Raw genomic sequence first — 25,046 nt, 5'->3', positions numbered from 1 at the left:
AACTTAGCCTAATGTAAGAAAGTCTATACCATAAATAATCAATGCGGATGCAGCGACCGCTACAAAGGAAGATGCCATAACTATCCAGGCTGTAAGCCTTACATCCTCATATACGGGATAAACATAATTCTCTCCAAGCACGTATGTGTTCGGCTTCTCAAGCCTTATCCTCAATGCCCCTGCAACCGAAGACATAGGATAACCGGAATTCGGGGAAGGTGTTTTCAGACCATCACTCAGTGCAAGCTGTATTGCACCTGCGGGATTCACCCTTTTGTAGGACTTCAAAGAAAAACCTACTATAACAGATCCCAGGAAGATAAAGAACATGGAAAGACGTGCAGGTATCCAGTTGAACACATCATCCAGTCTTGCAGAGAACCAGCCCATCTGAAGATGGCGTTCATCCTTATATCCGACCATGGAATCAAGCGTGCTGGTGGCTTTGAAAATATAAGCTGCAATCAGTCCATAGGGACCGAAAACCGCATAGAACAATAATGGTGTAAGGATGCCGTCCACAAAATTCTCGGAGACGGTTTCTATTATTGCAGAGGATATATGGTTCTCATCAAGTTTTGAGGTGTTCCGGCTTACATACATTGACAGGCCCTGACGGGCTTCGTCCATTTTACCAGTCTCCAGCTTGCCTCTGATCTCCTGGGCAGCCTCAAAAAGACATCTTACAGAAAAAGTTGCCTTTAGGAAATAGGCTGCTATAAAGATGCTTATTATCCTGGGTATTGCTTCAATGCTGAACAGCAGCAGGACTGCATATGCTATGGCTGCGGCAAAGGTGATAGTTACCAGTGCCATCAAAACCCCATAGGCTTTCCGGTATTCAGAAGGTGCAGCCTTTTTTAGTTTTCCTATCAGGTTTCCCATCCACACGACCGGATGGACCGCAAAAGGTGGTTCGTTCAGAGCCAGGTCCAGGAAAAAGGCAAGAAAAAGGATTACCGCAAGTTCTTCTGGTACAAGCTGCACTGGCAGGATCATAACCTGGTCTCCAGGGCGTTTTTCCAGGCTTTCTTTATGCTCTTTTCATTCCGTCCTTCTTTAACAAGAACAGAGAGCACATCATCAACCACTTCCGGCTTATGTACTATATCACAATAGAGGCAGCTCCATACCTTACCTCCCGAGGAACTCTCGATCCACTGGCCTCCGGTACGTTCATCTTCGCACGGATAGAAAGGACAGAAACATAAAGTGCAGTCCTGACCCTCAAAGTGACAGGGATAATAATCACAATCTGTATTGCTGCCAAGCCTTCCGCAATCAGCGGCCTTTTCAAGGTTGGCATCGAGCATGGCTTCGGCCTGTTCCCTTCCCCATTCGCTTATTACCTGCTTTATAGTCTGCAGTATACGATCATTCTCTTCCCGTGTCCTGACAGCAACCCTGATATAATCATCACCGATCTCCTGGAAGGAACTGCAGTCACGTATAAGCACTCCATGTGATGCCATGCGTTGTGCCAGTTCGGTGGAGTTCATGGAGAATTCCGAAATATCTACGAAAATATAATTGACACTGCTCTTAAAGGGCTTGAATCCGCGACGGTTAAGCTTCTGAGTAAGATAATCCCTTTCTGTCTCGATAAGTTCCCTTGACTCAACTAAATATCTGCTGTTAACACCACCTTCCATTTTCAAGAGTGCGGTTGCAACATTATCCGCAATTGAGCCAAGATTCCATGAAAGTCTTGCGTTGTTCAAAACCTTTGCAAAGGAGGTGGAAGCTATACCGAAACCCATTCTGATACCTGGAATTGCAAATGCCTTTGTAAGGGATCGCTGTATGAAAAGATAATTGTTGGCTTCGACCATGTCCGCAACACTCTGGTCCGGGTCTGCAAGTTCTATGAAAGCCTCGTCCACAAACAGCAGCGTATCATTTCGGGCACATTTTTCTGCTATATCTGCTATCTGCTCCCTGGTAAAAAGCTGCCCTGTGGGATTATTGGGATTACAGACGAACAAGATCTTTGCATCCCCAAGGATATCTCCGTTAAGAGAAAGAAGATCCTGTTGACGGATATATTTTATATTAGCACCAAGCACCCTGCACTGTACCTCATACTCACTGAAGGTGGGCTGGGGAATAAGGACAGAGTCCCCTTCCTCGATCACACATTCCGTAACAAGCCGGATTATCTCGGTGGATCCGTTTCCGGGAATGATATTTTCGGGAACTACACCCATACCAGTAAATTCCGCAGCAGCTTTTCTGTACTCAAGATAACGATTGTCAGGGTACTGCTCCATTTTTTCAAGTCCCCTGTCAAGTAACAGGTTAAGATCAAGTCCGGTATAAGGATATTCGAAAGGCGTGCCAAAAGGATTCAGGCTTGCGCTTGCGTCAAGTATCTCATCCTCAGGAATGCAATATTCCTGGGAGCTTTTTCGGATCAGTCCTCCGTGAGCGCCTGGCTCAAGTGCAAGGAGATATTCTTTTACCGGGATAGGTGCTGTATTTTCGGACACGATAATCACAAACTGTAGTTTATTGGACCTATATTAACTTAATCAATTAAATGATATGTAAAGGGAGTCTGGCGACTAGAGGAGTGGTTTGATCACTTCTCTCCAGGCCTTCAGGATATTCTCGTCGGTGTCCCCCTCATCCATGAGGACATCAAGTATCTTCTTTGCTGTCTTTGGCTGGTGCAGGAGAGTACAGTTCTCACAGCTCCAGACCTTACCGCCTGTGGCGCTGTCTATCCAGAAACCGCCTGTTTTCTCGTCCTCGCAGGCATAGAAGGGACAGAAGCAGAAGGTGCAGTCCTGACCCTGGAAATGACATGGATAGTAGCTGCATGTTCCCCGGCTTGATACCGTTTTTTCAGGATGCTCTATGGTTTCCTCAAGCTGTTCCCTTGCAGCTTCCCTGCTGGATTCGGCGTATACGTCATCAAGGTTTCCGATTAGTTTTTCAAAATCCTCCCTTGAACGTACTGACAGACGGAAATAGCGCTTTTCTCCTCCAAAGAAATCACTGCATTCACGTATCAGTACCCCATGCTTTGAAAAGCGATCCACGAAACGCTCAGAGTCCATGAAATGCCCGTCCATGTCCACAAGTATATAATTGGCACTGCTTTCAAGGACTTTAAAACCATAAAGGGCAGAAATACGCCCTGCAATGTATTCTCTTTCTTTACTTATGAATTCCCGTGATCTCTGAAGATAGCTGCTTTCAGGGCCGCCCTCCATACTCAGAACACCTGTTGCAACAGACTCGGTCAGTGCACCGATATTCCATGAGAGCCTGGCGGAGTTCAGCCTATCAGCCATGGCCTTTGAAGCTATCCCATAGGAGAACCTGATTCCGGGCATGGAAAAAGCATTCGTTACCGAGCGAAGTACGATCAGATAGTCATTATCAAGGGCAAGATCCGCAACACTTTGCGCGGGATCCGAGAGTTCGATAAAGGATTCGTCAACTATCAGGAGGGTCTGATGTTCTGCGCATTTTGAGGCAAATTCCCGCATCTCTTCCCGGGATGCAAGCTTCCCGGCAGGATTGTTAGGATTCGAGAAGAAGATCAGCTTTGATCTCTCAATCGTCCTTTTAGGAATCCGTAGCATCTCATCCAGTGCCATCTTCTGGGGAACTGTTCCGAATGTCCTGCATGAGTGATGATATTCAAGCGGGCATGGCAGAGGGACTATTACCTTTTCCCCTTCCTCCAGCGTACACTCAAGTATAAGCCGGAGCAGTTCGCATGTACCATTACCCGGAACTATGTTGGCATAAGCTATGCCTTTTCCGAGGAAAGCTGCGGCAGCTGACCTGAGTTCAATATAACGGTTATCAGGGTACTGTTCCAGCTTCGCTGCAGCTATATTACGAAGATTTTCGATATCAAGGCCGCTTCCTTCATAGTTGAAAGGGTTTCCAATCGGATTGAGGCATGAGCTGAAATCAAGAATATCTGATTCCGCAATATCCAGTTCTTCTGAGGCTTTATCAAGCTGCCCTCCGTGCTCACAGGTGGACATATCCAGCAGATAACGTTTAACTGGAAGCTTTTTATCATCTTCAGACACAATAATCAACAACTGTGTATGCAAAGGACCTATATTAATTTATTCAAGTTCAGTTGCGCTTTGATAAAAGAAAAGAGTTTTGCACGAAATTATTGTTTGTATCGCAGATAAATTAATTACAGTGAATGACCAACAGAATAATTGTTTTAGTCTCAGTTCTAAAAACAGATCCGGAGAAAAAAGGAATGGCAGATGAGATTGACTATGAGATAATAGGTAATGATATGCAGATCGTGGAGATCGAACTTGATCCAAGCGAGTCTGTCAGGGCTGAAGCAGGTGCCATGTTATACATGGGACCCGGAGTAAAGATGCAGACCTCGACAGGAGGAGGGCTGCTTAAAGGTCTGAAACGTGCTTTCAGCGGTGAGAGTTTCTTTATTACCAGCTTCACGCACGAAGGACAGGGTAAGGGATACGTGGCCTTCAGTGCTCCGTATCCCGGCAAGGTCATCCCGATAGATCTGGCAAAACATGGCGGACGTTTCCTGTGCCAGAAAGACTCTTTCCTTTGCGCAGCCAAGGGAATAGAGATTGAGGTTGCCCTGACAAGAAAAATAGGTGCAGGTCTGTTCGGTGGAGAAGGCTTTATCCTGCAAAGACTCACGGGTGACGGACTGGCATTTGTTCATGCCGGTGGTACAATCATTGAGAAAGAGCTTCAGGCAGGAGAGACACTCAGGGTGGATACCGGCTGTCTTGCAGCATTCTCGGACAGTATCGATTACGACATACAGATGACAGGCGGTTTTAAGAATGCGCTGTTCGGAGGAGAGGGCCTTGTGCTTGCAGTCCTGAGGGGACCCGGAACCGTCTATCTGCAAAGCCTGCCGTTCTCACGCCTTGCAGACAGGGTGGTTGCCGCAGCAAACTTCCAGAACAGGGGTGAATCAAAAGGTGCAGCCGGAATAGGTGAGAATGCGCTGGGCTCACTACTTGGCGGGGATAATTCCTTCTGAGGACAAAATTCATATTGACGGAAAATGCAGGTTAGCATATGAGAATATTTGCAATTTCAGACCCACATGGTAACTATTCAGCGATCAGAACCCTACTGGAGAAAGCCGGGAAAGTTGACGCTGTGATGATAGCAGGGGACCTGACAAACTTCGGACCTGTTGAAAAGGCACATGATCTGATCGACATCTTTGACAGCGAGGTCATGGCAGTTCCTGGAAACTGTGATCCTGCGGAGATACTAGAAGTACTGGAGAACTCACCTGCCATCAACCTGCATAACCGTTCAATGACATTTGATGGGGTAACTTTTGTGGGGATTGGCGGATCCAACCCGACACCTTTCTGCACTCCGTTCGAGATAGAGGAATGTGATATCGGGAAGGGACTGGAAGAAACAATGGCTAAAGCCCAAAAAGGCGAGAATCCTGTCGTGCTGCTGACCCATGCACCCCCATACGGAACACTGGATATGGTTGGGGATGCGCATGTGGGATGCAAGTCCATTGCAGACTACCTGGGCAAAGTGGACCTGATAGTCTGTGGACATATACATGAGGCCAGGGGTACTGAAACAGTCGACGGAACCGTCGTAGTGAACCCCGGAATGGCGGCAAACGGCTTTGCTGCTCTGGTCGAATTACGGATGCAGGAAGAAGGACTTAATATCGATGTCAGTTTTCTTGATGTCTGATTGGAAATTGTTATAACTTTACAAATCTATTTTAAAATGGTGATATCATGAATCTCAGGATATTTGTTATATTTCTTTTACTGGCTTCTCTGATCGTTGCAGGTTGTGTTACAGACGAAGAGAATGGCGGAGTTGATGATGAGAACATCTCAGGCGATAACCAGACCGATGCAAACGGAGAAGATAATGCGACCAATGACATGGATGATGAGACCGATGTCATGGACAATGAGACAACCGACATGGATAATGAAACGCCGGTTGTTGATGAAACAGACACAGAAACCGAGGAAGGCAGCGGAGTCACTGTTATCGAATCCACAGGCCCGAAGACATATACTGTGACGCTCAAGAATTTCCTGGCACAGCCCGGCAATCTGACCATAAACCAGGAAGATAGTGTTTTCTGGATCAATATGAACCAGCCCACACGGACTTTCACTCTGGTAAGTGAAGAAGGTCTGTGGGAAAACAAGCCTCTGACCTACAGAAGCAGCTTCACGTACAAATTCAATGAAACCGGCACCTACAATTACCATATACTGGGCTGGGAAGAGAGGATGAAGGGGACCATTACAGTTAAATAAAAAAGCACCTTCTGAGACCGCATGAATATACGGGCTGTGAAAGAAGGAAAAACCGAGGTGCTGGTCCCGGTACATGAGGAAGGAGTCTCATTCCCTCCCTCGGCAGCCCCAGTTTTCTATAATCCGGCCATGGAACTCAACCGTGATATTTCCGTGGCTGCAATTTCTGTTTTTGCAAAAATACTTAGTGAAAGGCGCAATATTCCTGTTGAGAATATCAGGTATCTTGATGCACTTGCAGCTTCCGGTATAAGAGGTTTGAGGATTGCGAATGAGGTGGGAGTCCATACGACCTTGAATGACTGGAGTGAGGATGCCTTTGAGCTTATTGAGCGTAACATCGAATATCTCGGTTTACATGACAGGATTAATGCAAGCCGTAAGAATGCAAATGTTCTGATGCATGAAGAGCGGTTCAATATTGTGGATATAGACCCGTTTGGAACACCTGCTCCTTTCCTGGCAGCTGCTGCACGCTCTGCAGTTCATCTTCTTGCTGTGACAGCAACGGATACGGCTCCTCTCTGTGGTGCCCATCTGAATTCCGGCATTCGCAAGTACTCCGCAGTACCTCTGAATAACGAATACCATGCAGAGATGGCAGTGCGTATACTGCTTGGTAAGATCGCACGGGAGCTTGCAGCCAGGGACAGATTCATGAGACCACTGCTTTCACATGCTACCAGACATTACGTACGTACTTACCTGGAAATCGGCAACGGTGCGAAAAAAGCTGACAGGATGCTGGAGCAGGTGGGATACATCTCACATTGTCCATCCTGTGACTTCAGGGAAACTCATGCAGGTATTGCTGTACACATTGCCAGTGAATGTCCACGGTGCTCATCCGAAACACAGCTCGCAGGTCCCCTATGGCTTGGTAAGTTGCATGAGACGGATTTTTGTGGTGATATTCTGAAGGAGCTTGAAAAAACGGAATCAGGAACAAAAGAACAGGCAAAGAAGATCATTGAACTGTGCAGGGATGAACTGGATATACCTGTTTTCTATGAGCAACATCTTCTGTGCAAGAGGCTGGGTGTTTCCGCATCGGGCATCAATGAGCTCATAGATACTCTCAGAAGCTGCGGATTTGCTGCTTCAAGGACACATTTCAGTGGTACTTCTTTTAAGACCGATGCAGAGCTCGATGAAATTGAAAGTATAATTTCCATGCTCCGATAGACATATATACTATTTTTAGGTATAGATATATACATTAATATATAATAGAGGATCTAATTATCATTATAAACTAATTACATTATTTCCTATTTTAGGATTGAAGGGGAAAACGATGACAAAAGAATATGCAGAACAACTTTTTTTGCAAGAGAAACCGGTTCTTGCACTCCTTGCGATATGGTCTTTCCAGAAGACATATGCATCTGTTATAACCAAGGAAATAAATTCGACTTTTGCCCATACAACAAAGATCCTGTCAAAAATGGAAGATCATGGTCTTGTTCAGTTCTCAGTCGAAGGTCGCGTAAAATACGTGGAGCTGACCGAACATGGCTACAAAGTTGTAGACGCATTAAAGGATCTGATCATTGCACTCGAAGGCGAGATGTCAGAGAGCCTGGAAGAAGCTGAAGCAGAGAACGATCCGTCAGCAGATATTGATTCAGACACCATACACGACAGGATAGAAAGGCTGTACACCAGCATAAGCTCGATCTATAATGAAGTGCAGAACAACGGTTCTGACTTTGCTTCCGTACAAAGGAAGATAGGGCCTTTCAGTCGTGACATCCAGCTTCTCATCAGTGCCATCGAACAGTCCGAAGATGACATAGACGATGATTCACTGGACAAATTGTCCGAGATGCAGGATATGTTCGACAGTGTTATGAAGCAGAAAGTCAAAACCGGTTGATCATGATAGGCTTACAATTACTTATCAAGATCTACGGCAATACGGAACGTGCAATACATTCGGCACAGGTTCTTATAGATAATGAACTAAAGGACCTCGATGCATCAGCCACTTATTCTGTTTCTGAAGACGGCTGGCTGGCTCTGGAGATCTCCGGTGAGGATGAGGAGTTCGCAGCAAATTTTCTTGCAGACAAGTATGGCAGACCTGTAAAAGAAGTAAAATCAGGAGATGTCTGCAAAGGCTTTATACGCCGGATAGAGGATGATCGCATAGTGATTGATATCGGCGAACTTATAACCATACCTGAAAACAGGCTAGGGGTATTAGGAACAGGCAATACCCGTCAGATAGCAGCACGTTTTGGCCTGATCGGTCATCTGCCTGTTGAGATCGAGATCGAGAATGTTGACGAACTTCTTGGAACATTCACAAAAAAACAGGTGGACACCCTGTGGGACTGGAAGAAATCCGGCTATGACCATGTTATTGCAAATGCCGTTACCCGTTCGGAACTCAAGGCTGCAATAAAAAGAACAGGCCATGCCAGGGATATCTTCGGGATCGAACGTCTTGGTCTCATGGAGCATATCATCACCTGCCGTGAAGATACAGAGGGACCGGGCATAGTTTCAGCTATCGGAAGTTTTGTCAGTGGAGAGCTGGGAGTAATAAAGGCTTCCTGAACTATTTCATTATAAGTATACAGGGATCGCAGTTGTGATTGCAGGAAGATAAGTTTTCCATGGTGCAATCTATTGCGAACTTGTCACTGAAAACTCCTTCAAAGACACCTTTTACGAAGGTGCACAGGACTTTGGTTTTGATCGGAAGTGACCTGCATCCAAAGAAATCGTGAACCTCAAGCTTCAGGGGTTCTTTACTCAAAACAGAAAATTTACCGATGTCATTTTTTTCCCAGAACTCTTCCATTTCCTCAAAAAGCTCATCAGGTTCCGTTGATTTTAAATTATGCGCAAAACTCTTGCCAATGTCCCGGCCGATATTGCGCATGATTGGATCGCAGTTTATCCCGTTGGCGAGAAAACCGTACTGTACTGCATGGAAAACGCATAAGAGACTGCCGAATTTCGGGAAATCGGTGGAAGATATTAGATCCAGCATGTCAAGATAGTGTTTGAGCCCTGGTTCCTGTGAGCACGCAACATAGTGACATTTCAGAGAATATATCTTCTTGCGCCTGTCATCAGGATCCACCTGCTCATTCAGCAGGCTGCAGGATCTGAGGTCTTTGAGATGAACAGAGATAGTAGCTTTAGCCTTCCCGGTGTGGTTAACTATTTCATCAAAGGACTTTGATCCGTTTTTCAAAAATTCCAGAATCTGTATCTTGACAGAACCGTTCAACGCAATGAAACCCGCTTCTGTGGAAAAGATTGCAGTACTGTCTCCATTATTCATGCAGTACTTAATTAATAGACAATGTATATAAATGTTCGCTGCCTAACGAATAAATACTTGAAAAGCATTTAAACCTACCTTAAAAAACACAATTCGGATCTAATTGATGAGCATGACAAAAGTTGTCAGTGTGCGCGCAGATGCGGCGGAGGACCTCAGGCAGGATCTTCTGGAAAACGGCCTGATTGACCTTGATCGCAAGATAAAGAAAAAGACGATCAACGGACAACTCTTCCTCGAAATCCCGGTGAAAGATCAGGTAAGAGGAATAGAAACCTTCGAGCAGGAAGACCCCGAATACTACAGGAAAACAAAATCCTTCAAAGAAACACTATGCGGACTGATGCCTCCTGAGTATATCAAGCTGGCACCGTCAGGATGGCAGATACTCGGGGATATCATCGTTGTCAGTATTGATGCCCGTATTGAGAATCATAAACATCTGATCGCTGAGAAGTTACTCGAGTTCTATCCTTCATCCAACACCGTTGTAAGAGACCTCGGTATAGAGGGGCAGCTCAGACAACCGAAAAGAGAGATACTTGCAGGCTCGTCCACTGAAACCGTACATAAAGAAAATGGATGTTTGTTCAAGCTTGATGTCACGAAGGTAATGTTCTCAAAGGGAAACCTTTACGAGAAAAAGCTTATGAGCAGCGTGGGTTCCGACGAAACGATAGTTGATATGTTCGCTGGCATAGGATACTTTTCAATTCCCATCGCAGTGCATGCAAAGCCGCGTAAGATAATCTCCATTGAACTGAATCCGGAATCTTTCGCATATCTAAAGGAAAATGTTTCACTGAATCATGCAGACGACATTATTGAAGCCAGAAACGGGGACTGTGCCGAGCTTACGCCGGAAAATGTCGCAGACAGGGTAATCATGGGCTATGTGGGCACAACACACCATTATCTTGAATACGGCCTTCGTGCTATCAAACAGAAAGGAGGGATGCTGCATTATCATGAGACAACACCTGAATCCCTTGTATTTGACAGGCCGGTGTCCCGTATAAAAGAGGCGGCTTTAAGTGAGGGGAGACGGGTTGAGATAAAGGATTGTCGCAGGGTCAAGAAGTATTCGCCTGGGGTCTGGCATGTTGTTGTGGATGCGTGGATAAATTAGATTAAAATAAAAAAATATGATCTGTACAAAGAATTAAACTTCCAGCAACTCATTTGTCAGATCAGCATCGATAATGTAATCAAAATCGATGGTTTCAGTCCAGTTCATCTTCTGGAAAACAGACTGGAAGCAGACACCGATTATGAGCTTTTCATCTGAACCATCAAGTATCCGATCTGTCATCTCCTTCATCTGTTCGGCTTCTATTCCGGTTTTTGGCATTGCCAACCCTCCCAGGAGTACAACAGTATCTGCATGAGGATTAGTGGAATCACCAACCTGCATTCCATGTGATGTTGAAACAATTGATCTTGCTTCCTCGAATTTCAGGTCAGGGATGAATGCCATTTTTTTATCGGTTTTTCTCAGAACAAATGCCATCAGCTCTGCAAAGGGAGTACAGAAACCGGCAGTTCCTACAAAAGTTATCTTCCCGGATTTATCGACAAGTTTTCTGAACTCGGTCAGCTGACCGCCAATGCCTTGTGAGGTATTAATCGTTTTCATTATTCCACCCAAAAAAACTAGAAAAAAGAGTACAACCTATTGGTTGTACGTTGAGAATATACTTTTTTAAAATCAGACTTCCTTGACACCAAAGGATTCGAGCAGAATGCCAGGGTTGATCCTTCCGCTTGTGAATGACTTCTTGGTCTTCCTGTCGTTGATGGTGATCTTTGCGGGTGCGAACATTCCTGCATCCACCTTGAAGAAGTCGAATCCTGCTTCCTTGAATGTGGTATAGAATGGTTTTCCGAAATCCCTTGAGGTTGTGGATGGTGCTTTCTTAACGTAGTCTTCAAGCTTGTCTGCATCTCCGTACTCAACGGTGTAGTAGGTCTCACCGCAGTAGATGATACAGTCGTTGGTTGAACCCATGCACTTTGTGTCATCTCCTACAATAGGTGCGATCGGTGCAACTCCGAAACCACTCTGGATTGTGTTGATATCGTAGCCGATGGATTCGAGCTTGTGGATACCGGTCTCAACGATACGGGCGGAGATCTGTACACTGCCTGCAATGGAAGCTGTAGGTGCAACAGCAATGTAAACATTCTCAGTGTCTACACTGCAGTGCTTTGCGATGTACTCGACTACTTCCTCGTTCGGAAGCTCACTGGATTCCATTATAAGTACAGCGAACTCGGAATCATCCTTGTAACCTATCTCTTCATAGAGCTCCTTTGGCTTGAGACCAAGAGCCCTTGCAGGACCTGAACCCATTCCGAAGTACTTGCCTACTGCAATTCTCCATCCGGCATACTGTGATGCCATACATGCAATTGTGGGGTGGTCTGTTGCTACCTGTATTGCAGGAACAGGAAGTCCGTCGAGATCGAACTTGGTGTAGCTGAGGTCTGCAAGGTCTGCAAGACAAAGACGTGACAGATACATTCCTGCATCATAGCCACCTTCCATGTTTACACCACAGTCAATGATGGTTGCACCATTTTCAAGTTCTGTGGATTTTACCTTAAGGTCCTCTTCCCAGTCGAGCATCTCATCAATAATAGCAAGTCCCTTTTCGTTGACACTTATCACGTTTATCACTCTTATGCAGTTAATCGAGTGTCATTAGGCAGGGGAGAATATATAAGTTTCGAAAATAGAGTCGATAGTAAGCAATATTTTACTTATATCGCAAAAATAGCTTCCGCAGGGTTCCGGATTACTGGGCTTTTTTGAGCGTGAGCCAGAAAACACTCCCCTGACCATCAGGGTTGTCGATAACACCGACCTGCTCATTATGCAGATCCACTATTCTCTTGACAATGGCAAGACCAATACCGCTGCCCCTAATGTTTTCCTTGTGCAGGCGCTTGAAACGCTCGAAAACCGCCAGTTTGTCCTTGTCAGGTATGCCATCGCCCTGGTCTATGAAACTGACCTTCCACTTGTCACCTGTATCATCGATACATATCCTTACCTGACTATCATCAGCAGTGTACTTGACTGCATTTGAAAGCAAGTTACTGAATACCCGCTCTATCAAAGGATTTGCCATGGCAGGATATTCCTCCGCAAAGGAAGTATCCATCTCAAGACTCTTATGATCTATATCAAGAGCAAAGTTCTCAATGGACTCCTCCAGCAGAGACGCAAGATTCACTCTCACGAATCCGATCTCTTCCATAGATTCCAGTTTTGCAAGCTGGGCAGCACCCTCGATCAGATCAATTAGCTTGGTGGTTGACTCGTTGATATTGTTTATTATATGCTTCTTCCTTTCATCCATCTCAAGCTCTATCAGGATCTCAGTGAACGACCTGATAAGACCTGCAGGATTCAGGAGATCATGGCGCATGATATCGGTGAAAAGATCCTTGAGCTCATTGGAACGTTCCAGCTGGCTGGCATAGTCCTGTAGCTTGATCTCAGCTTCCCGCCGTTCGGTTATATCCTCACCTGAAATAAGGATGTGCGTGATATTTCCGTCTTCATCCCTGAGTACGGAATCATACCACATGAAATACCTTTCTTCACCACTACCGATGATAAGAGGGTACTCATGATATTCGTCAACCCTGATCATGCCCCTCATGAGTTCATCATAAGTCTTTCTTACATGATCAGCGAAATTTTCCGGTACAAAAGAACTTATCCAGTTAGTGTTGAGCACCCTGTCCTTTCTGTATTCAAGAAAATCCGAACCTTTTTTGTTAATATGAATAAGATTGTAGTTTTTATCAAGGACAGCTATAAGCACACCCACATAATCCAGATAATCATAGGCCTTGTTACGGTCTGTGAGCAGATCATCATGCTGCTGCTTGATCCTCAAAAGTGAAGATATCTTCTTATCGAGCTCGAACTTTCCCACGGGTTTTTTCAGAAAATCGTCTGCTCCAGCTTCAATACCCTTATTATGATCATCCTTGGAAGTCAGTGCAGTGACCATGATAATGGGGATGAAATTCATTTTATAGTCGTTTCTGATGACACGGCAGACCTCGTAACCGTCCATCTCGGGCATCATCACATCCAGCAGGATCAGATCGGGATTCTCATTCTTCACCTTTTCCAGCGCATCTTTACCATTATATGCGGAAATGACATCATACTCATTACTAAGGTACGCGCGCATAAGCTCAACGTTTAATACCTCATCGTCAACTACGAGTATTTTGTTCCTGGTCGCAGGCGTCATATGATTTTATAGTATAATTTCAATTTTATATAAAACTACCTGTATTTTGTGCACTTGAATTTATTCAGACCAGTAAAGACTTTAATTTACAGAAGGAAGAGTCTGTTTTTATCCGAAGAAAATGTGAAAGCATGCACAACCAACAACCGGCTGTCATGCCTGCCTGTGCAGAGTCAAAATCTATCGTTGATTTTATTCAATAAGATATGTAACCTCGACGGAGATGGAAACAGTTGACTCACCCGGCTGAATGGGAGTGGATGCTGCTTCCTCGGTCGGAACTTCCGCTGCATCATAATAGACTATCGGTCCGTTGTTGTCATTTAGTGACGAGGACTGTACACCAATTACTTCAACATTCAGGTTTTCGGCAAGTATAGTGGCTTTTGAAGATGCATCTTCGACCGCTGATGCGATCAGTTCTTCCCTGAAATCCTCTTGCAGCTCATCTGATGCCGAAAAGGAGATACTTCCTATATTGTTTGCTCCCGCATCTGCAGACCTGTCAATAATCTCGCTCAGGTTATCGAGGTTCGTGGTTCTTACCTGTACACTGTTGGAAGCCGAATATCCCTCTATGCTTCGTGTACCATCATAATTATAGACCGGATTCACAGACACGAAAGATGTCTGGATCTCATTATCCTCCAGACCGATGGCCTTGAGTTCTGCAATAACATCACTCATAATAGCAGCATTGTCGTTTGATGCTTCATCTGCAGTTTCAGCCTGCACTACCACACCTATGTTCATTGTTGCAGTATCGGGCACAACCCTTTTTTCCGCATATCCGCTGGTATGAATGGTGTGTTCAATATCTTCCTGTATCGCTTCCTGCGAACTGGCATACTGCGATGCTGCCATGAATATAAGAGCAACTGAGAGCGCAATTACCAGATAGTATAGTTTATTGTTCGAATTTTCTTGTGACAACTACAACCCCACCAAATTTATTTCAATATTCGATTTGGTCTGTAACTTTATATGTTTATCCTGAGGTTCGATTATTAAAATTTTTTATGGAACAGTTTCTCTGCTTCCACCAGGAAGAATACGGAGCTTGATATCAGTATAATTACCATCCAGTCAGTGATCTCCAGAGGAGCCGTGCTCATAACTCCATTCATGAAACCATTGTAGGTTATAAAGAGCTGCAATAGAATTACCAGAAATACTCCGCCCAGCATTATGCGGTTAGAGAATATTCTCGTGATGACGTTCTCATAAATGGATTTCGAGTTGAAAAGATAGAATATCTCAAAGAAGACTATCGTGTTCAGAACAATCGTCTGTGCCTTTGATACGTTTCCCTGCGTGCTCTCTATTTCAAAGAAATAAAGCAGGAAGCTTGCTATTACTATCAGCAGGGCTACAGTCACTATCCTGCGTTTTATTATGGGGAGAAGCAAAGGTTCATCAGGAGGACGAGGTTGCCTCATCAGAAGTTGTTTTTCCTTCGGTTCAAATACGATAGGAACACCCAGTCCTATGGCGGTCACAGTATTGATCCATAAAATATGAATAGGTAGCAGTGGAGGATCTGTGAACCCGAGGAAAACGGCAGTGATAATTATAAGCGCTTCAGAAGTGTTGGTGGGAAGTGTCCATAGGATTACCTTCTGTATCTTATCGTAGACATCCCTGCCTTCCTCTATGGCATTGACGATGGAAGCAAAGTTATCGTCCGTAAGTACCATATCCGAAGCTTCCTTGGCAACCTCAGTGCCCGATCTTCCCATGGCTATTCCTATGTCAGCTTTTTTAAGGGCCGGTGCATCATTGATGCCATCACCTGTTACAGCTACAACATTCTCTTTATCCTGTAGCAGACGCACTATCCTTGATTTATCCTCGGGTGATGTACGTGCAAAGACAGATACCTTTTCAAGCTTTTCCAGGAGGTGTTCGTCAGACATACCATCAAGCTCGGACCCTGTAAGAGCACCTTCTGTGGTTATTCCGAGCTGCCCGGCAATGCTTCTGGCAGTCAGTACGTGGTCTCCGGTAATCATTATTACTCTTATGCCCGCACTGTTACACTTCTTTATGGCCCCTTTCACCTCCTCCCGGGGAGGGTCCATCATACCCTGCAAGCCAAGGAAGGTAAGATCATGAATATCTTCCGGAAGCAGTTCTTTTTTATCAGCTCCTGTGGGTTTACATGCCATCGCAATAACACGGAGGCCGTCAGATGCCATGGAAGATGCTTTCTGAAGTATCTGTTCAGAATCGAGCCTGACCTGCTTACGTCCGTCAAACTGTGAGTGGCACATACCGACGATCTTTTCAGGGGAACCTTTCACATATATGATATTTGAGTCCTCATTCATCTCATGAAGTGTCGCCATAAACCGATTTTCAGATTCAAAAGGTATTGAATCCAGTCTGGGAAGATGGAAGGAAGATACCTTAAGAGCTGATACCAGCAAGGCACCCTCGGTGGGGTCCCCATTGATGCCTCCTTTTTCCCGGATATAAGCATCATTGCACAGGGCTCCGGCCTTAAGGGTCTTTGCCAGAGAGGAAAAATCACTGGCATTTACCTGCCTGCCATCTAAAAAGAAATTCCCCTCCCTTGAATATCCTTCACCTGCCACATCAAATCTGCCTTCAGCAGTATAGACCGAAGTCACAGTCATCTGGTTCATTGTGAGCGTTCCTGTCTTATCGGAGCAGATGACCGTTGCCGAACCAAGCGTCTCTACCGATGGAAGGTTTCTTATGATGGCATTCCTGGAAGCCATCTGATTGACACCGATCGCCAGGGATATGGTGATAAGTGCCGGCAGGCCTTCAGGTATCGCCGCGACAGCCATGCTTACTGTTGCCAGAAAGATGTCCAGATTAGTAAAACCCTGCAACCTGCCTACAATATATGTGAGGATCGAAACAAAGGCGATCACAAAAAAAAGTTTTTTACTTAGACCATTTACGGTACGTGTAAGTGGAGTTGATATCTCACCGGATTCCTTGATTAGCTCGGATATTTTACCGATCTCGGTATCTTTACCTGTAGAAACAACCACGCCCATACCAGTACCTTGCGTAATGAGCGTCGCAGAGAAAGCCATATTCTTCTGGTCTGCTATGGGTACGTCCTCATTGGGTATTACAGCATCATTCTTTTCAACTGCAGTGGATTCACCGGTGAGAGTGGATTCATCTATACGAAGGTTCTTGATCCGGAACAGGCGAAGATCCGCGGGTACCCTGGAACCGGCTTCAAGAAGAACAATATCCCCCATAACCAATTCCCTGCTGGGGATAAGCTCACGCATACCGTTCCTTAACACAGTGGCTTCAGGTTGCATCATCTTTACAAGCGATTCAAGCGCATTCTCAGCCTTGCGTTCCTGAACAAAACCGATGATCGCATTTGCAACAATAACACCAGTGATCACTGCTGAGTCTGCGTATTCCCCCAGGAAGAAGGTCACTATGGCTGCCACTATCAATATGTATATGAGCGGATTGGCGAACTGTTTAAGAAACATATAAGCAGGGCCATGTTTCTTTTCGGTTTCAACCTCATTGTATCCGTACTTTGACAGACGCAGTGAAATCTCATCCTCTGTGAGTCCCTCCTTTCCGGTTTCAAGAATATTGAAGGTCTCTTCTATGTCTGCACGATACCAGCTCAGCTCACTGTGCATAAAGAAAAATAGTCTTTCCCTGAATAAATTGTTTTGTGGGCTGCCAAAAACTAAAATAGATTGCAAACTGTATTTTATTTTATGAGTTCGACACACGATGATCTTGTAAAATCGCTTAACTCCAAACAGGAAGCATATGTAAATCTTGAATTGCCGGAACCGACAAATGGTCAATATCTCCTTGGTGTTTTCCACCTTGTTCCGGGAGGCAAATTCAACATACTGCAGGCAGCCGCAGAGGTTGCTGCCGAATCGTCCACGGGTACGAACTTCAAAGTAAACACTGAGACACCGTTCTCAAAAACGATGAATGCTCTTGTCTACCAGCTTGATCTTGAGCGCGAACTAGTGTGGATAGCCTACCCCTGGAGACTTTTTGACAGGGGAGGAAATGTGCAGAACATTCTTACCTACATTGTAGGGAATATTCTGGGAATGAAAGAAGTTGCAGCCCTGAAATTACTTGATGTCTGGTTCCCACCATCCATGCTCGAACAGTATGACGGTCCGAGTTATACAGTAGATGCCATGAGAGAATACCTGAACGTACACGACAGACCTATCCTCGGCACCATAGTTAAACCCAAGATGGGACTCACATCTGCCGAATATGCTGAAGTATGTTATGATTTCTGGGTAGGAGGCGGAGATTTTGTCAAGAATGATGAGCCGCAGGCAAACCAGGATTTCTGTCCTTATGACAAAATGGTCAGCCATGTCAAAGAAGCCATGGATAAGGCAGTAAAAGAGACAGGTAAGAAAAAGGTCCACTCATTCAATGTCTCAGCCCCTGATTTTGATACCATGATCCAGAGATGTGAGATGATCATCAACGCCGGCTTCGAGCCAGGCAGCTTTGCATTCCTGATAGACGGTATCACTGCCGGCTGGATGGCCGTACAGACCCTCAGGAGAAGATATCCCGATGTGTTCATTCACTTCCACAGGGCAGGCCACGGAGGTTTCACCAGACCTGAGAACCCCATCGGATTCTCGGTACTTGTCCTGTCCAAGTTTGCAAGACTTGCAGGTGCTTCCGGAATTCATACCGGTACTGCAGGTGTCGGAAAGATGAAGGGAACACCAAAGGAAGACATCGTCGCGGCACACGAGATCCAATATATGAGCTCGGAGGGTCATTTCTTCAAACAGAGCTGGTCCAAGATCCCTGTAAGCGATAAGGATGCCATAAACCTTGTGAACGAAGACATGGCACATCACGTAATCCTTGAGGACGACAGCTGGAGAGGTATGAAAAAGTGCTGTCCCATCGTTTCAGGAGGGCTTAATCCTGTGAGACTCAAACCTTTCATTGATGTGATGGGTAATGTGGATTTCATAACAACAATGGGATCCGGTGTGCATGCCCACCCCGGCGGAACCCAGGCAGGTGCCAGAGCCCTTGTACAGTCATGTGATGCCTACCTTAAGGGCATGGATATTGAAGAATATGCAAAAGAACACAAGGAACTTGCCGAGGCGATCGAATACTTTACAAAGGCATCAAAGGATGCCATGTAATCCATTTTAGTTAAAGATTGTATTCTGAAATTAAGAAGAGAGAGGAAAGCAAAAACGAGTGCTTTCCCTTTATTTCGACAATAACCCTGTTTTGACAATAACCCCGTCCCGAAGGGACATAACCCCACTCGCTCATACTCCACTAAAGATGAATGCTGAAAAGAGGAACATTAACAGGTTGTTTTTCATGAGGGAATGAGGCATTATAAGTCTGTTAATGCTCCTTTTGTTTATCGTTTTTATCAGCATTTCCGATCAGTCCATATCGTACCACCGAATGGCCTGCAACCACCCTGATATACAGGTTATGTGACTGCAAGTCAAAGTATTAATTTGAACTATATAAATATATCTATACTATGATATATGTTGAGTATCATTATGATGAGGTATGAACACAAAAAAGGAGCTATCGCTCACCAGTATTCTGAAAAAAAGAAAATAAAACCAGAAATGTTTATTCCAGTTTTCTTATAAGATATTCCTTGAACAGAGAATAATCAGTGCTAAGAGAATCCATAAATTCTTCCCCTGCCTCGGTTCTCTTCAGGCTCTCGGGAAGTTGGGGCTCGACTCCTATGACCGCCTTTACTTCTTCAGGGAATTTTGCAGGATGAGCGGTCTCCAGAGTTACTGCAGGAGTGTTATCACCTGTCTTTTCCCTGTAATCCCTTAAGCCCTTGATTCCCACAGCACCATGTGGTTCTATCATTATGCCGTATTCATCATAGAACTCCTTCATAACTGCCCGGGTTTCCGCGTCTGTGACCGATATCGAGAATATGTCCTGCCTGAGTCTTTCCATATCCGGCATCTTATTGATCCTGCCCTGCTCATCCATTTCACCACCGTAGATCGCTATAAGTCTTGCAAGATTACTTGGGTGGCCTACGTTCATGGCATTGGAAAGACAGTTCTTCGAGGGAACGATTTTTGCATACTTGCCTGTACCAAGGAAAGAGGGAACCTCGTCATTCTCGTTCACAGATGCCAGTATCCTCTTAACAGGTACACCCATTCTTTTTGCCAGTACACAACCCATCATATTACCGAAATTGCCTGAAGGTATGGAAACTATCAGTTCTTCAGGGTAATCCCTCAGTTTGAGGTAGGCATAGAAATAATAGATCGACTGGGGTACAAGGCGCCCGATATTGATAGAGTTTGCAGATGAGAGGTTCAGGTGTTTGAGATCCCCGTCGGCAAATGCCTGTTTAACCATTGCCTGACAGTCATCGAACTTCCCGTCAATCGACAATGCGCTGATGTTCTTATTCAGAGTGGTCATCTGCTTGCGCTGGCGGTCGGATACCTCGCCGGTCGGGAACAACACAATGACCCGGATATTGTCAAGTCCATAGAATGCATGAGCCACCGCGCTTCCGGTATCTCCCGAGGTCGCTGTGAGAATGGTCAGCTCTCTGTTTTCTTTCTTGAGGTAGTACTGCATGAGCCTTGCCATCATACGGGCTGCAAAGTCCTTGAATGAGGCAGTGGGACCCCTGTCAAGTCTCATGATGTAAGTGATATCATCCACTTTTTCCAGCGGGACTTCATAGTCATAGGCATCATAGGTGATCTCCTTCAGTGACTCTTCATCGATCTCACCCTCGAGGACCTTTCTCAATACCTGATAAGCAATTTCAGGATATGGTTTATCCTTCAGTGAAGTAAGCTCTTCCTCTGTAAATACTGGCAGTGTCCCTGGCATGTAAAGACCCCTGTCCGGGGCAAGTCCTGCAATGAGTGCGGTTTCAAAACTTACTTCTTCCGCCTGGAGATTGGTGCTGTAGAGTTTCATGTTTATCAAATACCGGCTTTATTTCTCTGGTCAGAAAAAAAGACCAGCTGCAACCTGTTCTATGAAGGTTCCTTGAATGCCTTTTTTGTAGTACATGGCAGAATTCATTTATGAGCTTTTCTATAAAGACGCGGTTTTTCTTTATTTTCCTTTATACAGAAAGATATCTTCTATTGTGCATTCGAAAAATCCTGCAAGCCTGAATGCAAGTTCCAGACTCGGGTCATATTTTCCCCTTTCTATAGCATTGATGGTTTGTCTTGTCACACCGACAGAGGATGCAAGTTCCTCCTGTGTAATGTCCCTTTTAGCACGCCAGACCTTGAGGCTGTTTTCCATAATGGCATCTCCATAAGTATATCACATCTTATTTCTGTACCAGTAGAAAAATGCTACATAGGAGACACCCGTAATGGCAAAAAGTAACCCGATCGCAGGTTGTGCCGGCAGTTGAATAGTGAAAATGCCGAGTACAGCAAACATAAAACCCTGAAGTATAAATGTTACCTGAAAAGTTCTGAAACTTGCCTTTTCGGCAATCCTGTAATCTCTTTCATCTTCCCGCAATTCACCACTTACTCTGCTCCTGTATTGCCATAATGTTATCAGAATAAGAGCGACACCGGCACCAATGAGCCCACCCATGGCCCCGGCTACACTCGTAACCCAATCCGGTTCATAGACGAGTACGTAAACTCCGCTTATAACTAAAACTATTCCGAATAGAATTGATATAATCTCTTGAGTTCTAATATGTATCACCATGTAAAGCATACTTTACATAATGTATATAAAACTTACCTTTATGTACACCTCAGCAGACATTGATTAAAGTGTGTATTAATGGTTCAAGATAAAAACAGCAAAAATTGCAGAAAGTACCGGTAAAAAAATAAAACGGAGGAAAATGAATTGTTTTCAGGCAAATTGCCTGAAATGAAGGTCAGATCAACGGAATCTTATTCCGTTGAATTCTGTCCTGTAATATCAAAGGCAAAGACGTCCGCATTCAGATTGCGCCTGTCTTCCCAGACCACAGTATCACCATATATCGCAGGATAAACCTGTCGTTCTTCATTTGTACTTACCTGGAACTCTTCGCCTGTTGTCAGGTCGAACATATAGATATCAGAGTTACCTACGATATCCCAGTTGGCATTACGCTCATCGGTCCAGACTATCCTGTTTTCATGAATTCTCGGAACAACCTGCCAGGAATCGTTAGTAGTTATCTGCATCTCTTCATGGGTCGTAGTATTATACATGTAGATGTTCTGATCAAAGGTGCGATCATCCATGTATACAACTCTGTCCTCATAGATATCAGGATACAGGGAAACGGATTCACTCGCTGTTATCTGCATCTCCTCTCCTGAACTGATATTGTAGATGAATATATCCCAGCCGCCGTTGCGGTCATCCATCCAGGCGATCTGGTCACCATAAATAGCAGGATACAACTGGTCAGATGCATTATCCGTTATCTGCTGCTCCTCACCGGTGGTCATGTTATACATGTAGATATCCCAGTTATCATTGCGCAGGTCTTCCCACACGATCCTGTCTTCATATATATCGGGCACTCTCTGATCGGAATCGTTTGTAATCACTGCTGATTCCTCCCCTGAAGACAGATTATGCATATAGATATCCCAGTTACCGTTACGCCAGTCCTCCCAGACAATTATATCCCCGTAAATGTGAGGAACTCGTTCCTCGGATGTATTTGTTGTTACCTGCATTTCCTCTCCGGATGTCAGGTTGTAAAGAAAAATATCTGAACTCTGGTTTCGAACGTCTGTCCATACTATGATGTCTTCATGAATATCCGGGAAATACTGATCCGACATATTGGAAGTGATCTGGTTTTCCGTTCCTTCAGCTGTCTGTGCCAGTGAGCTACCCATAGATGTTACTGACAGGATAGTCACAAAACAAAATATTATAATAATTTTTTTAGATATCATGTACTAGTTTCCCACATTCTCTAAGCCCCGGTATGGACCCGATATCTACTTTATTCTGGCAATTTTAATAATTATGGAAACATTCTTACTTAACAAAAATAGATGAGAAATAATGGAAAAGCTGAGCTGATATGAAAAGGGCCAGACGCCAAAATAAAAAAGAATGCAAAGGCTTATTCCACTACCTCATAACCTGCACTTTTCCATGCCGTCATGCTGCCAAGAACATTGTATATCCTGTTAAATCCATGTTTCTTAAGGATTGATGCGGCTATGTTGGAACGCCTTCCTGTTCCACAATAGACGATTATCCTGCAGTCCCCGGGAATCTTATCCAGGTTCTCTTCAAGGTGCCCCACATATATGTGAGTGGCGTCCTGTATATGACCCTCTTCCCACTCTTCATCACTCCTTACGTCCAGGATGAACATCGTCTCTCCTTTTTCCAGCCTATCCTTCAGGTCATGGACGGATATCAGATTGAAACCATCAACAGGCTGTGCATCAATATACCAGGCTCCGATGCCTCCGTTTAAAAAGCCGGCTATGTTGTCATAACCCAGTCGCACAAGATACCTTACCGCAGTTTCCAGTTGTTCCTGTTCTTCGGTAACAAGGAGTATCTTTTTGTCATAGGGAAGCACCCAGCCAGCAAAGGATGGAATACCTTCCAGCCATATACTGAAACTGTCTTTGATGTGTGCACCACCGAAAGAGTGGGGCATACGTGTATCCAGCACCACTGCCGAGTCTTTCATTATTTCGCTGAACTCCCCCGGAGAGAGAAGTTCCGGCACCGGAAGGTCATGTAAGAGCGGAGGACCCTCAAGATTATATTTTTCCATCATTTTGAAATAAGGCGGGAATTCCATTTTTTCCTGAGTCTTATACCTGATGAAATCATTTTTATCTGTCTTCTGCAAAGCCGGATTCTGATGACGCTCAAGTCCGAGTGTACTGTGTTCACGCTCACTTATGGCTCCACCGCATACAGAACCTGCGCCATGTGCCGGATGAAGTATAACCTCATCTCCAAGGGATAGTATTTTTTTGAAAATGCTGTCATACAGATTCCCGGCAAGTCGTGAAGCTTCTTCCGGACCATAAAGATCTGTCCTTCCCACATCACCAATAAAGAGAGCATCTCCTGTAAATACCATTATGACCTCATCACCTGCGTCAAGGTCTATCAGGGCATAGGACATACTCTCGTCCGTATGTCCCGGCGTGTGCAGGGCTGTTATCTTCAGCGAACCAAAGACTATTTCCTGGCCATCCTCCAAAGTATTACCATATTTAAAATCAAGACCAGGACCGTGATAGATGTCAGCACCCGTGAGATTTTGAAGCTCCTTCGAGCCGATCACATAATCTTCATTACGGTGTGTCTCAAGGATATGTTTTATTCTCATGCCTTCTCTTCTGGCTATATCCGTATATACCTCACAGTCCCTGCGCGGGTCAATAACCACGGCTTCGTTCCCCGAACCGATAAAATAAGAAAGATGGGCCAGTCCTTCGGATTTAATACGCTCGAATATCATCTAAACTCTCCATTTATTATTCCCACTACCTAAATGTAGAAACACATACTTGATATGTTTTACTTAAGCCTTAATTCCAGCATTATTTTTAATACAGTAATATCAAATAATTACGTTTTCTACTAAATAATATATATATATATACAACTATATATTACAAAAATGTTCATTTTTTGAAAATATTAATTACTTACAATAGTTTTTGTTTATAATATTGTCTCATTACATTCATAAAATTGAGAATTGTGTCAAATTCTCACAGATAAACAAAATATTGTCGATTAATATCCCTATATAGAAAATAATTTGCTTTTAAAAGAATATATAGGAACGTTTTTTTATTATATTGACATCTAGGGGGATAGATCATTATCATCAGGAAAAATATATTTCCTGACTGATAGTGATTGAAAAACGGCAAACTGAAAAACGGTAGATTGAAAAACGGCAAACTGAAAAACGGTAGTAAGGAAGGCACCTGAAAAACGGCCCACACAAGGTGCCTCTTTCCTTACGAGCCAGAATCTACACTATTTTTGTTTATTCTATTATTCTTGCGGGATCTGCTAAACTTTTCCCCTCCCGTTTGCAGTACTTTCTCTTTATTCTATTTAACATAAACTCAGCTTAAACAAAAAGCATGCAGTATATTTCAATGATCTTGAATCTTCACTCGCTCTTATAAATGT

The 25,046-nt window shown here is 44.4% G+C and carries 22 protein-coding genes; 8 read left to right on the top strand and 14 right to left on the bottom strand.

The features are described from left to right. Positions 1–3: 3 nt before the first annotated feature. From HWN40_RS06135 to HWN40_RS06125, 3 genes are all read right to left on the bottom strand, one after another. A complete protein-coding gene (locus tag HWN40_RS06135; protein WP_176964912.1) occupies positions 4–999 on the bottom strand; it encodes a cobalamin biosynthesis protein in 996 nt (331 codons plus the stop codon). Next, positions 996–2,489, bottom strand: coding sequence for a threonine-phosphate decarboxylase CobD (gene cobD / locus HWN40_RS06130; RefSeq protein ID WP_176964911.1), 1,494 nt, complete (start codon positions 2,487–2,489; stop codon positions 996–998). The genes HWN40_RS06135 and cobD overlap by 4 nt, the downstream gene beginning before the upstream one ends. A gap of 75 nt (positions 2,490–2,564) precedes the next feature. Continuing rightward, positions 2,565–4,055, bottom strand: a complete 1,491-nt coding sequence (locus HWN40_RS06125; protein ID WP_176964910.1) for an aminotransferase class I/II-fold pyridoxal phosphate-dependent enzyme — start codon at positions 4,053–4,055, stop codon at positions 2,565–2,567. Positions 4,056–4,240: 185 nt separating this feature from the next. Between HWN40_RS06125 and HWN40_RS06120 the strand changes: the two genes are divergently transcribed. From HWN40_RS06120 to HWN40_RS06095, 6 genes are all read left to right on the top strand, one after another. Further along, on the top strand, positions 4,241–5,014 hold the full coding sequence (locus HWN40_RS06120; RefSeq protein ID WP_176964909.1) for a TIGR00266 family protein: 774 nt from the start codon (positions 4,241–4,243) through the stop codon (positions 5,012–5,014). Positions 5,015–5,052: 38 nt separating this feature from the next. After that, positions 5,053–5,706: a metallophosphoesterase family protein gene (locus HWN40_RS06115; protein WP_176964908.1), complete on the top strand. Its 654-nt coding sequence runs from the start codon at positions 5,053–5,055 to the stop codon at positions 5,704–5,706. Positions 5,707–5,753: 47 nt separating this feature from the next. Further along, positions 5,754–6,293 carry a cupredoxin domain-containing protein gene (locus tag HWN40_RS06110; protein ID WP_176964907.1) on the top strand — a complete coding sequence of 180 codons (540 nt, stop codon included), beginning with the start codon at positions 5,754–5,756 and terminating at the stop codon, positions 6,291–6,293. A 21-nt stretch (positions 6,294–6,314) separates the two neighbouring features. Beyond that, a complete protein-coding gene (locus HWN40_RS06105; RefSeq protein ID WP_176964906.1) occupies positions 6,315–7,478 on the top strand; it encodes a tRNA (guanine(10)-N(2))-dimethyltransferase in 1,164 nt (387 codons plus the stop codon). Positions 7,479–7,590: 112 nt separating this feature from the next. Then, complete coding sequence (locus HWN40_RS06100; RefSeq protein ID WP_176964905.1) at positions 7,591–8,172, top strand: PadR family transcriptional regulator; 582 nt, start codon at positions 7,591–7,593, stop codon at positions 8,170–8,172. 2 nt (positions 8,173–8,174) lie between these two features. Continuing rightward, positions 8,175–8,858 carry a DUF2110 family protein gene (locus HWN40_RS06095; RefSeq protein WP_176964904.1) on the top strand — a complete coding sequence of 228 codons (684 nt, stop codon included), beginning with the start codon at positions 8,175–8,177 and terminating at the stop codon, positions 8,856–8,858. 1 nt (position 8,859) lies between these two features. Here HWN40_RS06095 and msvR read toward each other — a convergent pair whose 3' ends face one another. Next, positions 8,860–9,594, bottom strand: coding sequence for a transcriptional factor MsvR (gene msvR, locus HWN40_RS06090; protein ID WP_176964903.1), 735 nt, complete (start codon positions 9,592–9,594; stop codon positions 8,860–8,862). A gap of 106 nt (positions 9,595–9,700) precedes the next feature. Between msvR and HWN40_RS06085 the strand changes: the two genes are divergently transcribed. Then, a complete protein-coding gene (locus tag HWN40_RS06085) occupies positions 9,701–10,723 on the top strand; it encodes a class I SAM-dependent methyltransferase (protein ID WP_176964902.1) in 1,023 nt (340 codons plus the stop codon). Between the two features lie 33 nt (positions 10,724–10,756). On the opposite strand, the gene HWN40_RS06080 is transcribed toward HWN40_RS06085, so the two are convergent. From HWN40_RS06080 to HWN40_RS06060, 5 genes are all read right to left on the bottom strand, one after another. Continuing rightward, the gene (locus HWN40_RS06080) at positions 10,757–11,230 is read right to left on the bottom strand and encodes a DUF2124 domain-containing protein (RefSeq protein ID WP_176964901.1); all 474 of its coding nucleotides are present in this window, start codon (positions 11,228–11,230) and stop codon (positions 10,757–10,759) included. A 72-nt stretch (positions 11,231–11,302) separates the two neighbouring features. After that, a complete protein-coding gene (gene mch, locus HWN40_RS06075; protein WP_176964900.1) occupies positions 11,303–12,265 on the bottom strand; it encodes a methenyltetrahydromethanopterin cyclohydrolase in 963 nt (320 codons plus the stop codon). A gap of 127 nt (positions 12,266–12,392) precedes the next feature. Next, positions 12,393–13,871: a hybrid sensor histidine kinase/response regulator gene (locus HWN40_RS06070; RefSeq protein WP_176964899.1), complete on the bottom strand. Its 1,479-nt coding sequence runs from the start codon at positions 13,869–13,871 to the stop codon at positions 12,393–12,395. 192 nt (positions 13,872–14,063) lie between these two features. Beyond that, positions 14,064–14,804 (bottom strand): SIMPL domain-containing protein, encoded by a 741-nt coding sequence (locus HWN40_RS06065; RefSeq protein ID WP_176964898.1) that lies wholly within the window; start codon positions 14,802–14,804, stop codon positions 14,064–14,066. Between the two features lie 74 nt (positions 14,805–14,878). Beyond that, a complete protein-coding gene (locus tag HWN40_RS06060) occupies positions 14,879–17,524 on the bottom strand; it encodes a cation-translocating P-type ATPase (RefSeq protein ID WP_176964897.1) in 2,646 nt (881 codons plus the stop codon). Positions 17,525–17,605: 81 nt separating this feature from the next. On the opposite strand from HWN40_RS06060, the gene HWN40_RS06055 reads away from it, so the two are divergent. Next, complete coding sequence (locus HWN40_RS06055) at positions 17,606–19,045, top strand: ribulose-bisphosphate carboxylase (RefSeq protein ID WP_176964896.1); 1,440 nt, start codon at positions 17,606–17,608, stop codon at positions 19,043–19,045. 457 nt (positions 19,046–19,502) lie between these two features. Here the strand turns inward: HWN40_RS06055 and thrC are convergent, their stop codons facing one another. From thrC to HWN40_RS06030, 5 genes are all read right to left on the bottom strand, one after another. Further along, complete coding sequence (thrC, locus tag HWN40_RS06050) at positions 19,503–20,846, bottom strand: threonine synthase (RefSeq protein WP_176964895.1); 1,344 nt, start codon at positions 20,844–20,846, stop codon at positions 19,503–19,505. A 141-nt stretch (positions 20,847–20,987) separates the two neighbouring features. Continuing rightward, a complete protein-coding gene (locus HWN40_RS06045; protein WP_176964894.1) occupies positions 20,988–21,185 on the bottom strand; it encodes a helix-turn-helix transcriptional regulator in 198 nt (65 codons plus the stop codon). A gap of 21 nt (positions 21,186–21,206) precedes the next feature. Then, positions 21,207–21,611 carry a DUF2178 domain-containing protein gene (locus HWN40_RS06040; RefSeq protein WP_176964893.1) on the bottom strand — a complete coding sequence of 135 codons (405 nt, stop codon included), beginning with the start codon at positions 21,609–21,611 and terminating at the stop codon, positions 21,207–21,209. A 194-nt stretch (positions 21,612–21,805) separates the two neighbouring features. Then, on the bottom strand, positions 21,806–22,777 hold the full coding sequence (locus HWN40_RS06035) for a hypothetical protein (protein ID WP_176964892.1): 972 nt from the start codon (positions 22,775–22,777) through the stop codon (positions 21,806–21,808). Positions 22,778–22,986: 209 nt separating this feature from the next. After that, complete coding sequence (locus HWN40_RS06030) at positions 22,987–24,357, bottom strand: MBL fold metallo-hydrolase (protein ID WP_176964891.1); 1,371 nt, start codon at positions 24,355–24,357, stop codon at positions 22,987–22,989. Positions 24,358–25,046: the final 689 nt, after the last annotated feature.

The organism is Methanolobus zinderi (assembly GCF_013388255.1).
Taxonomy (GTDB): domain Archaea; phylum Halobacteriota; class Methanosarcinia; order Methanosarcinales; family Methanosarcinaceae; genus Methanolobus; species Methanolobus zinderi.
The sequence above is the reverse complement of the archived record's forward strand: the minus strand, read 5'-3'. Positions and strand labels throughout refer to the sequence as shown.